The organism is Pseudomonas sp. P1.8 (assembly GCF_001269805.1).
In the GTDB taxonomy this organism is placed as follows: domain Bacteria; phylum Pseudomonadota; class Gammaproteobacteria; order Pseudomonadales; family Pseudomonadaceae; genus Aquipseudomonas.
This window is the reverse complement of sequence record NZ_LHVM01000025.1, coordinates 81,993-97,451: the sequence shown is the minus strand read 5'-3', so window position 1 is coordinate 97,451 and position 15,459 is coordinate 81,993. Positions and strand designations below refer to the sequence as shown.

Genomic DNA, 15,459 nt, shown 5'->3' with positions numbered 1-15,459 from the left:
CAGGGAGTGCATGATGGAGCAGGGCTTGAACAATGACGCGGATATCCTGATTGTCGGCGGCGGGCTCAGCGGCACGATGCTGGCGGCGCAGTTGCTGCGTCTGCCGGGACAGCGGCGCGTACGGGTGATCGAACCTCGGGCGGAGCTGGGGCGGGGCGAAGCTTACAGTGCCGTGGAATTGGGGCATACGCTCAACGGCAATGCAGCGCGGATGAGCGTCGACCCGGACAATGCGGATGACCTGACCCAATGGCTGACTCGCTATATTGCTGACGGCGGCTGGCCAGAGTCGGATCAACAACCTGTGCCGATCAGCGAACTGTTTCCGCCTCGGGGGATTTTCGGTCTTTACGCGCAGCAACGTCTCAGAGAAGCGCAGGCGATGGGGGCTCTGAACGGCTCGACGCTTGAGCACGTGCAGGCCGAAGTGGTCGATTTGCAAACCGATGCCGAGGCCGTGCGGTTGACCTTGAGTGACGGCCGTTGCTTGCGCGGAGCATTTGCCGTGCTGGCCACAGGCATGTTCCCCGCCGCGCGGACACCACAAACCGAATCCAGCGGCCTTAACGCCGCCGCACTCGATCCATGGGATGTTGCGGCCATGCAGCAGCTCGATCCGCAGTCGACGGTGTTGATCATCGGGTCCGGCCTGACCATGGTCGATGCCGTGGTCTCGCTGGAGCAGGCCGGGCATCGGGGGCCGATTGAAGTGTTTTCCCGACATGGCTTGCTGCCCCATGTGCGCCGCCAGCCTCCGGCATGGGAGGATTTTCTCGCTGAGGACTACAGCATTCGCACACCTCGTCAGCTGATGCGCGAGCTTCGTCGGCACTGCCGGGACGCCATCGCCCAAGGCATCGACTGGCAGGCGCCGCTGGACACGGTACGCGCGCATATCGGCCGCTTGTGGCATCAGGCCAGCGACGTGCAGCGTCGGCAGTTTGTGCGGCATGTACGGCCGTGGTGGGAAAGCCATCACCACCGCTCGCCGCCGCTGAGCGCTGAATTGGTGGCGCGCTTATATAAAGAAGGACGATTGCGGATTCACGCCGCTTCTTTCAAGGGACTTGAGTCTTCAACCGGCGACCGGGTGAGTATTCGCCTGCGACGTCGCGGTCAAGCGCACACCGGTGTCGTCACCGGCGCAGCATTGATCAACTCCAGCGGCATCGAATATGACTGGCGCCGGGTCGCACGCCCATTGCCACAGCAACTGCTGGCCCGCGGGCTGGTTCAGCCGGGGCCGTTGGCTTTGGGCATTGCTGCCGAGGTTGACGGCGCGGTGTTGAACATCGACGGTCAGGCTGCCAGCCGTTTGTTTGCCATGGGGCCGCCATTGCGTGGAATGTGGTGGGAAAGCACGGCGGTGACGGATGTGGCGAGTCAGGCAAAGGCGCTGGCGCAGCGGCTTGTCCGAGGCGCGATTGGTTAATCCGCACGGGTCTTTGTAGGAGCGAGCCTGCTCGCGATGGTCGTCAACGATGACGCGTTCTGATTGCTTCAACGCGGCGCTCTTGAGTCCATCGCGAGCAGGCTCGCTCCTACAGGGTGCTACGCCCGGAAAAAAAAACGCGGCTCTTCCCAAGGGCCGCGGTTTTTCATGCCTGGCAATTACTGCTGCAACACGGTTGCCTGGTTGGCCGATCCATATTGCTGCACGTTGGCAGTCTGGGTCATGCCACTCTGATCGACGCTGGCGATGTTGCCGGTGCCGCCCTGGGTGACATAGGCCACGTTCATGGTGTCAGCCTGTTTGACAGTGATCATGTTGTCGCTGCCATACAGCTGGGTGGTATTGGCCAGGTTTCCGGTGCCGGACTGGTCGAACTCGGTGGTGTTGCCGGTTCCGCTGGTGGTGCCGACGGCCAGGTTGGTGGTACCACGCTGATCGGAGATCAGGATGTTGTCGGAGCCGTTCTGGTCGAAATACAGCTCGTTGTAAGAGTCAGCCTGGCTGATCGTGGTTTTGTTGCCAGTACCGCTCTGATTGGTCGTGACGATATGGCCCTCGCCATTCTGCGTAAAGTTGGCGATGTTTTCGTTGCCGTTCTGGTTGATGGTTGCACGTTGGCCGGTACCGAACTGACCGCCGGCTTGCGGGCCCTTCCAATTGCTGGCATAGACCTTGTTGCCGTCACCCACCGAGTTGGCATTGAGCACGTGACTGTCGCCACTCTGATAGGTGAAGTGCACGTTGCCGGTGCCCTCTTGGTACAGCGCGACCGTCGAGCCGATCGACTCGAACTGGTCGGCGTAGATCGCGTTCAGATCACCCACTTGCAGCACTTGGGCCACGTTGCTTTCGCCGTAACTCTGGTCGACCACTGTTTCGTTGCTGTTACCAATCTGGTTGACGGCGGCTTCGCTGGGAAGCTGGCTTTCCTGCCAGACCTCGGTGCCGTTGCCGTTGCCAAACTGGTTGATGGCCACGTTGCCGCCCTCACCATTGCGCTGATCGCCATAGGCATAGTTGCCGTCACCGGTCTGGTCGATGCCGATCTGGCCTCCGTTGTGGAACACCTGCTCGGCGGTGCCGTAGTTGAAGTTGCCGCTCTGCTGGATTTGCGCGTTATTGCCAACGCCTACCTCCATTTGTTCGATGTTGGTTTCGTTGAAGTCACCGAACTGCAAACTCTTGGCCGACGTGCCGTCCTGACTGTCCTGATAGATGAAAGAGAAGTTGCCGTTGCCCTGTTGTTGTTGCAATGCTTCGCTGCTACCCACGCCGATCGACTGACTGGCGTGGCTGACGTTAGTGGTGCCCGATTGTTGTTGGGTGATAGTGCTGCCGTTCTCGTAAAGCTGTTCGGCGTAGCCGGCGTTGAAATCACCGATCTGCGTCTGGTCGATGGTGCTGCTCGCGTTATCCTGCACGGCGGCCGCATCATTACCTTCCCCGAACTGCTGCTGGGTGGCGGTACTGAACGGGGCCAGGTTCTGCTTCACATCGGCGATGTTGGCTGTCCCGACCTGGTCCTGGTTGGACAGGCTGTCGTCAGCCATCGCCTGGGCACTGACAATGACCAGGATGGCGGCGGTAATGGGCGTCAATTTGAACATGATGAAACCTCCAGGTGGTGCAGTGCTTTAGCGATACTGTTTGACCGAAACGCTCATGCCGTTCCCGGACTGGGTCACGGCGCTTTGCAGCCCCGCGCCGGCCTGTTCGATGCTGGCGTCGTTGTTGTTGCCGTTCTGGGAAATCTGCGCGCGGTTATGGCTGCCGTTCTGGGTAATCGAGGCGGCGTTGCCGGAACCTTGCTGGTTGATCATGGCCATCAGGTCATTCCCTTGTTGCAGGATATAAGCCTCCTGGTTGCTGCCCGACTGGACAATGGTGCCGAGCAACGACTGACCGTTCTGTTGCAACAGCGCGAGGTTGGCCTGCCCGTTCTGATCGATCAGAGCGTGTTGGCCTATGGGTGGTGGCAACTCACCGAGATCGCCACCGGGGCCGAGGTCTTCGTTTTCCATCAAGTCATCGGCGCGCACGCCAGCACTGCTGCAGAGCAGAAGCAGGCAGAGCAGGGCAGCGGTCGACGTTTTCATGGCGAAGTCCTTGGGTTGAAGGCTTGCCCCACCGGCTGTACCGGCCGGTGGGGCAAGCGGTTACTGCACGGTGACCGCGACGTTGCGCACGGAGCCGGCGGCGGAACGGATGGTTGCCGTCGGGTTGACCGATGGAACGACCGCGTTGGTCAGGTTCATGGTCCAGCGCCCGGTAATCGCCACAGGGACGGTGCCGAGGGTGACCAACCCGGTCGGCGTGGTGACCTGGATGGTGACCGAGTTACCGAGGAGCGCCGACGACGTACCGGTGAAGGCCCAGGTAAAGCGGCCTCCGGCACGGGCAGTGACCGAGGACGCCGTTACGTTGAACACTTCCAGGACCACGGCTGGCGACACTTGCACGGTGACCGTGGCCGGTGCCGACAGGGCGCCGAAGCTGTCCCGGGCGACGTAGGTGAAGGTCGTGGTGAACGGTGCCAGGATCGTTGCCGGCGGGGTGTAGACGACGGCCGCACCACTGATGCTTACCGTGCCGCGCCCTGCCGCCGGTGGGGTGACACTGGCGACCGCCAGCGGTACGTTGCCCTCCGGATCCGTGTCGTTGGCCAGCACGTTGATCGTGATTGGCGATGAGCCCTGCACCGAGATGTTGTCGACCACGGCCACCGGAGACTGGTTAGGCGCAACGGTGACGGTCACGGTCGCCGCAGTGCTCGAGGCCAGGCCTTTGGCGTCCATCGCCTTGTAGGTGAAGGTTGTGGTCAGCAATCCGTTGACAACGGCCGGCGGGGTATAGACCACCGCGGTCGTACCGCTCAATGCCACGGTGCCCTGGCCTGCGGCCGGTGGAGTCAGCTCCGTGATGCTCAGCGGCGTGTCGCCATCCGGGTCATTGTCGTTGGCCAGCAGGTTGAGGGTGACCGGTACCCCGAAGCCGGTGGAGCCAGCATCAGAGACCGCGATCGGCGCCCGGTTCTCGCCGGTGTCCGGTGCCGAACCGGCCACCACGACAGCTTCTGTGTCCGCGCCGCCCGCCGCCGATTTGACCGTGACAGTGGCCGGTGGTTGGGGCAGATCGGAGACAGTCAGGCGTTGCAGGGTGCCATTCTTCGACAGGCGTCCGAAGCCCTGGGCGACCATATCCGGAACCACGGTTTCATCGGAGGACGTGGCTTCGATCAGCAGGCTGTGATTGTTCCAGTCGTAGCGAGCCGTCTGGATTTTCACGATGTCGCTGAGCTTGCTCGAGACAGCCGTGGGACGAGTGGTGCCGGCCGGGTTGGTCGCGGTGACCACAACAACTGGAGGCACGTTGCCGGTGAACAGGCGATTAGCGAAGAACTGGCCATGGTCGTCGCCCCACATAGTGGTCTGGCACGGCGTTGGTGGCGGTCCGGGGACAAGGGCGACGGATTCGCGGAAGCACAAGCTCGAGCTGTTGCCTGACTTGGCAAAGACCTCTACGCGGGTTCCGGCTCCGGTGCGGCGATAAGAGGCACGGTCGATTTCCACCGGCGTCTGCGCCCGGCTGTCGAGCACCTTGCCGGCCACCGTGAACAGGTTGGTCTGGATGGTCCCGGCCGGGCCCACGATGCGCACGAAGTTGGTGTTGAACGGGCTGCCGGTGACGGCTTCAGTGAGGTTCGGATCGCCGACGTAGGTTTCGACGGCGCCGGTGTCCGGGTTCACTTCGGTGTAGGGCGCGTTGACACTTTTCAGGAACGGCCCGATTGCACCGCCCACGGCGCCGCTGAAATTGCCCGGAGCGCCGATGCCGATGTCCTTGGTGATGTTGATGGCGCGGCGTCCCGGTGTGGTGACGTTGACCGTTTCCACGCCGTACGGGTGAGTGATGGTGTAGGTGCCCGCAGTGGGCACGTTCACGCGGATACGGATCCGCGCGAAACTTTGCTGATCGCCATCGACCGGGTTTTCCGAGGCGAATGCCGCTTCGATACCGGCCACGTAGACGTCCATGCCGTAGCCGGCGCCGTTGTTGGGGATGTTCGTCTCGGCCAGGAACCAGAAGGCTTCCGGTGGCCAGTTGTCAGGGAACACCATGGGCTGGGTGTCGTCGTACACACCCGGTTCCGGCAGCAGGGTGCACATGTAAGCCGGTGGCACGCTGACCGCTACCCGCGAACTCGCCGCCCGTGACTGGCACAATTCCATCGAAAGATTGTTGGTGTCCTGATACCACATGGGGAATTTCCCCGTGGCGAAGGTGTAGGGGCCGGGGTCGACGGCAGCGAGTTGCGCGAATGCACTGCCGGACAGCGATAGAGTCAGTCCCAGGGCGTTGAGCGCCAGGCGTGGCCAATTGTTCATGATGCCTCCTGATGAGGATCTGGGCATGTGAGCGTTCATTGCACGATGACCACTTCTTCGGTGTCGCCGCCGCCATTGGAAGACGACACATGGACCCTGGCTGGCGGATTCGGCGTGATGCCGGTGGCCAGGCTTTTCACTGCGCCGTCACCGCTCAACGCGCCGATGGCGACGCCAGTGCCGGTGGTGGCGGTGAGCACCGGTGGTGAGGTTTCATCGCTGGTCGAGGCCACAATCGTGATAAGCCCGCTGCTCAGGCTGTACTCGGCACGTGAGATCACCACCAGGTCAGTCAAGGGCATGGCAATCGTGGTCGGAGTGCTGCTGGCAATAGCCACGTGGTTGTCAGCGGTGACTTGCAACATGCTTGGCAACGTCGGGTTTTCAGGGGACTGGGTGTACCAGTGGCCCGTGGTGTTGGCTTCAATCAGGTTCAACACCGGGCTGTTGCTGTCCAGGGTCACGGTGGCAGGCGCCGGTGGTGCCATGACGAACACGTCCTGCTGGGCCACCGGAGCGCTGGCGCCGGCTTTGCGCGAATACGTGCTGCGTTCGGCAATGACGGGCGTCGGCCGCACGACAGTCGACAACTTGCCGGAAACGGCGAAGGCGTCGGTACGCAAGTCCAGGCCATTGGGGCCTTCGATGCGGATGAAGTTGGTGTTGAACGGACTGCCGGTGACAGCTTCCGAGAGGTTCGGGTCGCCAACGAATTGTTCAGCGGTACCGGTGAGCGGATTGGTTTCGGTGTAGGGGCCGTTGACACTGCGCAGGAACGGACCGATGTCACCCTTGAGGGCGCCGTCGTAGGTTTTCGGCGTGCCGATGCCGATGTCTCGAGTCATGTTGATGGCGCGGCGCCCAGGAGTATCGATGTTGAAGACGTCGACGCCGTAAGGGTGAGTGATGATATAGGTGCCGGCGGTAGGCACGTCGACGCGAATGCGGATACGGGCGAAGCTGACCTGGTCACCTTCGACGGGTTCTTCAGCGGCGAACGCGGCTTCGATGGCCGACACGTAGGTCAGGTCAATGCCTCGGGCCGCATCGACAATCGCGCCATCGGCGGTAAACCAGAACGCTTCGTCGGGAAAGTTGGTCGGGAAAACGATCGGTTGCGCGTCGTCAAATACGCCGGGGGTCGGCAGCAAATTGCACATGTAAGTGGGGGCGCCCGGCGCACTTGGGACGCGAGAACTGACAGCCTTGGACAGGCATAGATCGAGGGTTCTGCCATGGGTGTCCTGGTACCAGGAGGCGAAGCTCCCATTGGCAGGCAGGTAGGGTCCGGGGTCAACAGCAAACAGCGCCGCCTGGGCAGCGCCTTGGGCAAAAGCGGTAACGATCAAGGCGATCGCGGTTTTCGACAGTAAAGGGTGCATGAGTATTCCCTCTATCAGAGTACCTGTCCCTTGATATGGGCCAGTTGACAGGACTTCGGCAACTTCCATACCAATTTGTAAAAACAGCCTCGAAGTGCCCGCGTCACGGGCCTGCGGGGCGCGTCGGGGAGCAAGTCAGCGATTTCGCTAAAGGGCCACTGTCCCCAGGTTTGGGGGTGGATTGGGAGAGCGGGGGAGGTGCGGAAAGGCATTACCCGAATTGGGGCAATCCGCCATGAGTGGGCTATAAAGCTATGGGGTCTACCGAGAACCACTCGATGAATACAATTGCCGATGCACTTCCGTCCGACAGCGAAATTCGCCTGAGTACGCGCAAGCAGCCGTTCAATCTGTTGCGCTGGTTTTCGTTGATCAGCATGGCGGTGATCGGCACGGTCGCCGTGGCGTTGGGGGCGGTGTCGACGCGTTTTGTCATCACCGAAAGCGTGCAACGTGATGCGTTACTGACCTCGCAATTCATTCAGGCGATTGCCGCGGCGGAGGTGCGGCATGTGTCGATCCCCAACGTGCGGACCATGGGCGAATTGCTCGATCCGCGAAAGGACCGCGACTTTCCCGACGTTGACCCACTGGCCCGGGCCAGTGCCCGAGGCGAATTTCTGGACCATATCGAGCACCTGCCCGACGTGATCCTGGCCAACATCTATGCCCCCGACCGCATGGTGATCTGGTCGACCAATCCGTCTCTGATGGGCACCACGATTCATGCCGACGACGACCTCAATCGGGCGTTCATCTCCAAGACGCCGGTGTCGGCCAGTTATCACGATGTCGACAAGACCCGCATGGAGCAAAAGTTTGTAGTGCCCCCTGAATACATTTTCATCGAGAACTACATTCCGTTGTTCGACGCTGATGGCAGCACGGTCACGGCCATGGTCGAAATCTATAAAGAACCGCAAGACCTGATCAACCGAATGGAGCGCGGGTTGGTGATGATCTGGTTGGCCACTGCCCTGGGCGGCGGCCTGATTTACCTGGGCCTGTACTGGATCGTGCGGCGCGCTGCGATTTTGCTGGCAGAGCAGCAAAAACAACTGATCACCAATGAGACGTTTGTGGCGTTGGGCGAGATGTCATCGGCGGTGGCCCACAGCTTGCGCAATCCGTTGGCGACCATCCGTTCCAGCGCCGAACTGGCGCTGGAGTTCGACACCGGGCCCGCGCACAAGAACATCAACGACATCATCGGCCAGGTCGATCGCATGTCCAAATGGGTACGGGAGTTGCTGCAATCCCTGCGTCCGCTCAACGACGATCCCGAACCGGTCAATCTGGTGGCAGCGCTGCATGACAGCCTGATGGCCTACGAGTATCAAATCACCAAGGCCAAGGTCCGTGTCGAATTCCTGCCGGAACAGACTCCCATGGTGCTGAGCCAACACGTGCAGCTCACGCAGATCCTCAACAGTCTGCTGTCGAATGCGGTGGAGGCCATGGACCGTGGCGGCACCCTGACCCTTAAGATAGAACCGATCAACGCTCAGCGGGTGAGCCTGGTGGTCAGCGACACCGGCAAAGGGATGACCGAGGAACAGCGCCGCATGGCATTCCGCCCTTTCTTTACCACCAAGCAGGGTGGGCTTGGCGTCGGACTGGTATTGGTCAAGCGGATCATGGAGCGGTTTGGCGGTACGGTGACGCTGAACAGCCATGAGGGCGAGGGCACCTCTGTGCGCCTGTCGTTTACGTTGGTTGCCCCTGAAAAGGGTATGAATTCTCCCCGTTAACGGGTGCCAATCCCCAGTCGGTCCCCAAGTCATGGCAGTTTGATGTTGTTAAGCCATTGTTTTGGTTGTGTAAACAAATTTGTATAAGCCGGTTACAAATCTGGCGAGATCCTTGCAAAACCACCAGCACCCCCTTCACGACTTCGAGGCGGCTGGTGATGGACAAAAAAGCGCTCGACCTGGCGAAGCAAACTCCGCGCGCTCGTGCCTTGGGTATGCACCTCATATTGGTGCTGGTGACCGGGTTGCTGGCGAGCCGCATGCTAGTCGCCAACCCAGCGCCGCCCACACCCGCACCGGTCGCCGAGCCGCCTTCTACAGCTGTCGTCGACTCCGCCACGCCGTGGGGTGCCGACTACTTTCCCAACACGCTGTTGACCGATCAGGACGGTCGGCAGGTGCATTTTTTCGATGACATGATCAAGGGCAAGGTGGTGGTGATCAATTTCATCTTCACCTCGTGCAGTGACTCCTGCCCGCTGGAAACCGCGCGTCTGCGCCAGGTGCAGAAGCTGCTGGGGGATCGGGTCGGCAAGGACATCTTCTTTTACTCCATCAGCATCGATCCCTTGAGCGACACACCCGAGGTGCTCAAGGCTTACTCGCAACGTTTCCAGGTCGGACCGGGCTGGCAGTTCCTCACCGGGGAGTTTGCCGACGTCACCGAACTGCGGCAGAAACTCGGATTGTTCATCGAAGGCGTCGATAACGGACGCAGCAAGGACCACAACTTGAGCCTGATCGTCGGCAACCAGGCCACGGGGCGCTGGATGAAAGCATCGCCGTTCGAGAACCCCTGGATTCTGGCGGACCAGCTGGCCAACACCTTGCATAACTGGAAGCAGCAGAGCGTTTCAGAAAGCTACGCCAATGCGCCGCAAATTCGCCCGCCGAGCAATGGCGAAGAACTGTTCCGCACCCGCTGCGCGTCGTGTCACAGCCTGGGGCCAATGGACGGACAGGGCATCGGACTGCGCAGCATCGGCCCGGACCTGATCGGCGTGACCCGTCAACGCGATCCGGCCTGGCTCAACCGCTGGATCCGTGAGCCGGACCGCATGCTGGCGGAAAAAGACCCGATTGCGATGCAAATGTTCGAGCGCTTCAACAAGATCCCGATGCCCAACTTGCGCATCGATGAGCATTCGGCTCAGTCGATCATCGAATTTCTGCAGGCAGAAACCGATCGCCAGCATCCGCCGGTGACACCACTGGCCAGTGGTAACGATGAGCAAGAGCATCATCATGCAGTCGCACCCAAGGACATGACGCAGGTGCAATAGTGTCGAAATACTTACGTTGGCCATTCAATTGCTATCAATGTTACCTACACTGATTCGAAGCGGCTGAAAAGGCTGGATTTCCAGGACCCCAGGACACCCCCATGCAGATGCTGGAACAAGAAAAAGTACCTGCGCCGCAACTGCCGCCAGCGCAACGCAAGGGATGGCGCCCGCAGTTCAATCTGTTGCGCTGGTTTTCCCTGGCAAGCTTTTTGATCATCGCTGGGGTAGCGCTGGGGCTGGGTTATATCTCCACGCGTTTTGTGGTGGATGAAAGCATCGAGCGTGATTCGATGCTGACGGCGCAGTTCATACAAGCCATCGGTGCAGCAGAGATACGCCATGCCGGAATCACCCCGAACCGGACCATGGGTGAAATGCTCGACCCGCGTGACGACAATGCCTATCCCGATGTCAGCCCGGCAGCCCGAGCGTCTTCGCGTGTGGAGTTTCTCGACCATGTGGAACACCTGCCGGACATTTTGCTGGCGACGGTGTACGCCCTGGACCGCACGGTGGTCTGGTCGACCAATCCCGAGCTGATCGGCGTACGTATCAAGGACGATGATGAACTCGACGAATCCTTCGAAATGAAAGAGGCCGTGTCCACCAGTTACCACGAGATCGACGAAGAGCGTCCGGAACAGCGTTTGCTGCGCGAGCCCGAGTATCTGTTCATCGAAAATTACATCCCGATGTTCAACGCCGACCGCAGCAAAGTGATTGCCATGGTGGAAATCTACAAGGAGCCTCGGGATCTGATTGCGCGTATCCAGCGGGGTTTCAAGTCGATCTGGCTGGCCACCCTGATCGGTGGGGCGGCGATTTACCTGGGATTGTTCTGGATTGTGCGCCGCGCAGCCATGCTCCTGCAGAGCCAGCAGAAACAATTGATTGCCAACGAAACCTTTGTCGCCCTCGGGGAAATGTCCTCGGCCGTCGCGCACAGCCTGCGCAATCCACTGGCCAATATCCGCTCCAGCGCCGAACTGGCCCAGGAAATCGCCAGCCAGACCGCGCAGAAGAATATTGGCGACATCATCAGCCAGGTGGACCGAATGTCGCGTTGGGTCCGCGATTTGCTGATGTCGTTGCGGCCGATGAATGACGACCATGAGACGGTCGATCTGAGCCTGGCGCTCGAAGATACCTTGAGTGCCTTCGAACCCTTGATCAGGCGTTCTAACGTCGAAGTACGGTTCACCCCGCAAAGTGTTCCACCGGTCGTCAGCCAACAGGTGCTGCTGACGCAAATTCTCAATAGCCTGTTTGCCAATGCGCTGGAGGCGATGCCCAAGGGCGGAGTGTTGACGATCGATATCGATTCGCCCAGCCCCGGGACGCTGCGCATGGCCCTGACCGATACCGGCAAGGGCATGTCCAGGCAGCAGCAGCAAATGGTCTTCAAGCCGTTTTTTACCACCAAGCAAGGCGGGTTGGGCGTCGGCCTGGCATTGGTCAAAAGAATAATGGAGCGTTTTGAAGGCTCGGTCGAACTGACCAGTCAAGAGCAGGAAGGAACCCGCGTGTGTCTCAATTTCAAAGTGGCATCGGGAGGGGAATATGGAGCACAGCATTCTGCTGGTCGAGGATGACGAAATCCTTGCCGGGAATATTCAGACCTACCTGGAGCGAAAGGACTTCGAGGTGACCGTCTGCCATTCGGCTGAAGACGCACTGGAGCAATTGGGTTCTTTCCTTCCGGACGTGGTACTGACCGACAACTCGTTGCCGGGCATGAGTGGTCACGACCTGATCCAGAAGTTGCGCATCAGCGCGCCGGATCTGAAAGTGATCATGATGACCGGCTATGGCAACGTCGAAGACGCCGTGGTCGCGATGAAAGAGGGCGCTTTCCATTACGTGACCAAACCGGTGGCTCTGCCGGAGCTCAAGCTGTTACTCGACAAGGCGCTGGCCACGGACCGCATGGAGCGCACGCTGTCGTTCTATCAGGAGCGCGAAGCCCAGAAATCCGGGGTGCAGGCATTGATTGGCGAGTCGGCGCCGATGGCTTACCTCAAGGGCACCATCGCCCAGTTGCTCGACGCCGAGCGGCGCATGGCCAACAGTGATCTGCCGCCCGTGCTCGTCGAAGGCGAGACGGGCACCGGCAAGGAACTGGTGGCCCGGGCACTGCACTTTGACGGGCCGCGCAGCAAAGGCCCGTTCATTGAATTCAACTGTGCCTCCATCCCCTCCAATCTGGTGGAGTCGGAACTGTTCGGGCATGAGAAGGGCGCCTTTACCGACGCCAAGGATCGTCGACTCGGGTTGGTGGAAGCCGCCGACGGCGGCACGCTGTTTCTCGATGAAATTGGTGAAATGGACCTGCTGCTGCAAGCCAAACTGCTCAAACTGCTGGAAGACCGGACCATTCGCCGGGTTGGCTCGGTGAAGGAACGCAAGGTCGACCTGCGGGTGATCAGCGCCACCAACTGCAACCTCGAGCAAATGGTTCAGCAAGGAAAATTCCGTCGCGATCTGTTTTTCCGCCTGCGCATCATTTCGATCAAGGTCCCGCGTCTGTATGCCCGAGGCGCTGACATCCTGCTGCTGGCCCGGCACTTTCTGGCCACCCATGGCAAGCGCTACGGCAAGCCGAACCTGCATTTCAGCGACCAGGCCGAAGAGCTGCTGCTCAGCTACAGCTGGCCGGGCAACGTGCGGGAATTGCGCAACATGCTGGAGCAAACCGTGTTGCTGGCGCAAAGCGACACGGTTGCCGCCCATCAACTGAACGTCTGCCTGAGCCTGGTGGACGAGCCGCCGATGTTTCAGCATGAGATGCCGCCCAGCGATCAGCGACCGTCCTACAACGGCACCGAGTCGATGAACCTGCCGGAAGTTGAACGTGACATGGTGCGCAAGATGCTCGACAAGACCGACTGGAACGTCACCAAATCGGCGCGCCTGTTGGGCCTGAGTCGCGACATGCTGCGTTACCGGATTGAAAAGCTCGGCCTGGCGCGTCCGGACAAACGCCAGTGGTAGAACTCACTGCATCAGCGGGCCTTGTCTTAAGCACGCCTGCACGCAACCGGGATCGTCGACTTCCTGGTTCACGTAGATGCCGCGCTCTGGATCATAGGAGCGGATGAACACGCGAACGGTGGCATCGGCCACCGTGGGCAGGCGCGAGTCGGAAAACACGTGCTCGCTTGAAACCGGAATGAAATCACCGGGCGAGGTGGGGATGTACGCCCCCGGCGGCACCGTGCTGATGCTCGGCGGGACAGGATGGGCAAAGGGCTGGTCGGCGCCGTAATAGTTGAACTCGCTGCTGTAGCTGTCGGTTTGCATCGGCGCGTCGTCGGCGTGGGCACTCAAGACAGCAGTCAGACAAAGGGCGAACAGCAGCGTCAGATCGGCTTTTTTCATGGCAACACCTGCGATTTCGGTTTTCCCGCAATTCCCCAAGGCCATTAACTATAGCGTTCCCGTGGGCGGATGTTGGTGCTGCATGGATTACACCTTCGCAACAACTCCCGGAATTAGGGTGATCTAGACTCGGCTCGGTCAATCGAAAACCCCGAAGCGCTGGAGCGTGCAATGGAAATGCCGACAAACGAAAACGCCATCGCGAGCAATCGTGAGGCCTGGAATGACTCCGCTCGACATCATAAAAACGGCCCTGACTGGCAACCCCTGTTGCACGCAGTGGCGCAGACGGATTTTTCCTGCCTGGACGACACCCTGACCAAGTTGCTGATTCAGGTAGGAATCGAGGGCAAGGACGTGGTGCAACTGGGTTGCAACAACGGCCGCGAAAGTCTGTCGCTGTTTGCGTTGGGTGCACGCCATGTGGTGGGCGTCGACCAGTCCGAGGCCTTTCTCCAACAGGCGCGGGAACTGGCAGCGCACTCACCTCATGCGCCGCAATTCATCGAGGCCGACATCCACCGTCTGCCCGTTGAACTGCATGAGCGCTTCGACGTGGCGCTGATCACCATCGGCGTCCTGAACTGGATGCCCGACATCGGCGAATTCTTTCGCCATGTGGCGCAGGCATTGAAGCCAGGCGGTGCACTGGTGGTGTACGAGACCCACCCGTTCCTGGAATTGCTCGATCCAGAGGCGAGCGATCCTTTTCGCCTGGCCACTTCATACTTTCGCCAAGAGCCTTTCGTGCAGCATGAGCCGATCGTCTACGAAGGCAAGGTCGAACAACCCGCTGCGCCGTCCTACTGGTTCGTCCACACCTTGGGCGACTTGTTCGGCGCGGCCATTGCGGCCGGGTTGCAGATCCGCCACTTCAAGGAATACCCACACTCCAATCGCGAAGAACTCTATGACCGCTATGAGCGGCAAGAGGCGCAGGTGCCGATGTGTTTCACGTGGGTAGTGGTGAAGGACAGATGATGACCCGCCATGTTCAGCGGAAGAATTCTCCAGGCGTCTCACCAAACTGCTGACGAAAAGCGGCGATAAACGCCGATGTCGAATCGTAGCCGCAAGCGAGCGCCACGTCGGTGACTCGCTCACCTTGCTCCAGCGGCGTCAGCGCCCCGAGTAACCGCAAGCGCTGGCGCCAGGCGCGGAAAGTCAGGCCGGTGTCGCGCTGGAACAGGCGGCTGAGGGTTTTCTCGGTCACGCCGAATTTTTCGCTCCAGTGACTGAGCGTGGTTTGTTGCTCCGGGTGTGATTCCAGGCTTTGGGCGATTTGCCGCAAGCGACTGTCCTGAGGCAGGGGCAGCATCAAGTCGATCTGCGGCGCTTCAGCCAACTGGTCAAGAATCACCTGAGCCAACCGGCCGTGCGGCCCGCTCTGATCGTACTCCACCGGAACCTGGCTGAAAGCGCGGATCAACTCGCGCAACAGGTCGCTGACGCCCAGCACATGACACCCCGGTGGTGCCCACGTCGACACGCTGCAATCGATATACAAACTGCGCATCTCGGTACGCGGCGAGCTGAACACCCGGTGCGGCATGCCCGCCGGAATCCACACCGCACGCTCCGGTGGGGCGACGAAACGCCCGGCGCCGGTCTGTATTTCCAGCACACCTTGAATCGCATACGACAACTGCACCCAAGGATGGCTATGGCGCCGGGTAAGGGCCCGATTGGGCAGCGATTCGGTTCGACCGTAGAGGGGGCGCGGCAGGCTGGACAGGCCCGGGATAGTGCGTCGAACGCTTTTGTCATGTCCTTTAGGCGGCATCGGCTGGCTCATCGGCGTTAGTCGGTAATGATCAGGCACGT

Annotated in this window: 12 protein-coding genes; 6 read left to right on the top strand and 6 right to left on the bottom strand. The window is 60.5% G+C overall.

What is annotated here, in order from left to right; all coding sequences use genetic code 11:
• Window positions 1-13 precede the first annotated feature (13 nt).
• On the top strand, window positions 14-1,432 hold the full coding sequence (locus AD668_RS27660; protein WP_053164280.1) for an FAD/NAD(P)-binding protein: 1,419 nt from the start codon (window positions 14-16) through the stop codon (window positions 1,430-1,432).
• 179 nt (window positions 1,433-1,611) lie between these two features.
• Here the strand turns inward: AD668_RS27660 and AD668_RS27655 are convergent, their stop codons facing one another.
• Genes AD668_RS27655 through AD668_RS27640 form a run of 4 tightly spaced genes read right to left on the bottom strand, consistent with a single transcriptional unit; the run spans window position 1,612 to window position 7,220 of the window.
• On the bottom strand, window positions 1,612-3,060 hold the full coding sequence (locus tag AD668_RS27655) for a curlin (protein WP_053164278.1): 1,449 nt from the start codon (window positions 3,058-3,060) through the stop codon (window positions 1,612-1,614).
• A gap of 27 nt (window positions 3,061-3,087) precedes the next feature.
• The gene (locus AD668_RS27650; protein ID WP_053164276.1) at window positions 3,088-3,549 is read right to left on the bottom strand and encodes a curlin; all 462 of its coding nucleotides are present in this window, start codon (window positions 3,547-3,549) and stop codon (window positions 3,088-3,090) included.
• A gap of 60 nt (window positions 3,550-3,609) precedes the next feature.
• Entirely contained in the window at window positions 3,610-5,838 is a 2,229-nt protein-coding gene (locus AD668_RS27645; protein ID WP_053164274.1) for an Ig-like domain-containing protein, read from the bottom strand.
• 35 nt (window positions 5,839-5,873) lie between these two features.
• A complete protein-coding gene (locus tag AD668_RS27640) occupies window positions 5,874-7,220 on the bottom strand; it encodes a hypothetical protein (protein ID WP_053164272.1) in 1,347 nt (448 codons plus the stop codon).
• A 278-nt stretch (window positions 7,221-7,498) separates the two neighbouring features.
• On the opposite strand from AD668_RS27640, the gene AD668_RS27635 reads away from it, so the two are divergent.
• From AD668_RS27635 to AD668_RS27620, 4 genes are all read left to right on the top strand, one after another.
• Complete coding sequence (locus AD668_RS27635; protein WP_053164270.1) at window positions 7,499-8,971, top strand: sensor histidine kinase; 1,473 nt, start codon at window positions 7,499-7,501, stop codon at window positions 8,969-8,971.
• 158 nt (window positions 8,972-9,129) lie between these two features.
• Entirely contained in the window at window positions 9,130-10,254 is a 1,125-nt protein-coding gene (locus tag AD668_RS27630; protein WP_053164268.1) for an SCO family protein, read from the top strand.
• Window positions 10,255-10,355: 101 nt separating this feature from the next.
• On the top strand, window positions 10,356-11,849 hold the full coding sequence (locus AD668_RS27625; RefSeq protein ID WP_053164266.1) for a sensor histidine kinase: 1,494 nt from the start codon (window positions 10,356-10,358) through the stop codon (window positions 11,847-11,849).
• The gene (locus AD668_RS27620; protein ID WP_053164264.1) at window positions 11,818-13,248 is read left to right on the top strand and encodes a sigma-54 dependent transcriptional regulator; all 1,431 of its coding nucleotides are present in this window, start codon (window positions 11,818-11,820) and stop codon (window positions 13,246-13,248) included. The genes AD668_RS27625 and AD668_RS27620 overlap by 32 nt, the downstream gene beginning before the upstream one ends.
• 3 nt (window positions 13,249-13,251) lie before the next feature.
• On the opposite strand, the gene AD668_RS27615 is transcribed toward AD668_RS27620, so the two are convergent.
• Window positions 13,252-13,635 (bottom strand): hypothetical protein, encoded by a 384-nt coding sequence (locus AD668_RS27615; RefSeq protein ID WP_053164261.1) that lies wholly within the window; start codon window positions 13,633-13,635, stop codon window positions 13,252-13,254.
• A 171-nt stretch (window positions 13,636-13,806) separates the two neighbouring features.
• On the opposite strand from AD668_RS27615, the gene AD668_RS27610 reads away from it, so the two are divergent.
• On the top strand, window positions 13,807-14,616 hold the full coding sequence (locus AD668_RS27610; RefSeq protein WP_053164259.1) for a bifunctional 2-polyprenyl-6-hydroxyphenol methylase/3-demethylubiquinol 3-O-methyltransferase UbiG: 810 nt from the start codon (window positions 13,807-13,809) through the stop codon (window positions 14,614-14,616).
• A gap of 13 nt (window positions 14,617-14,629) precedes the next feature.
• Here AD668_RS27610 and AD668_RS27605 read toward each other — a convergent pair whose 3' ends face one another.
• The gene (locus AD668_RS27605) at window positions 14,630-15,418 is read right to left on the bottom strand and encodes a helix-turn-helix domain-containing protein (RefSeq protein WP_053164257.1); all 789 of its coding nucleotides are present in this window, start codon (window positions 15,416-15,418) and stop codon (window positions 14,630-14,632) included.
• Window positions 15,419-15,459 lie beyond the last annotated feature (41 nt).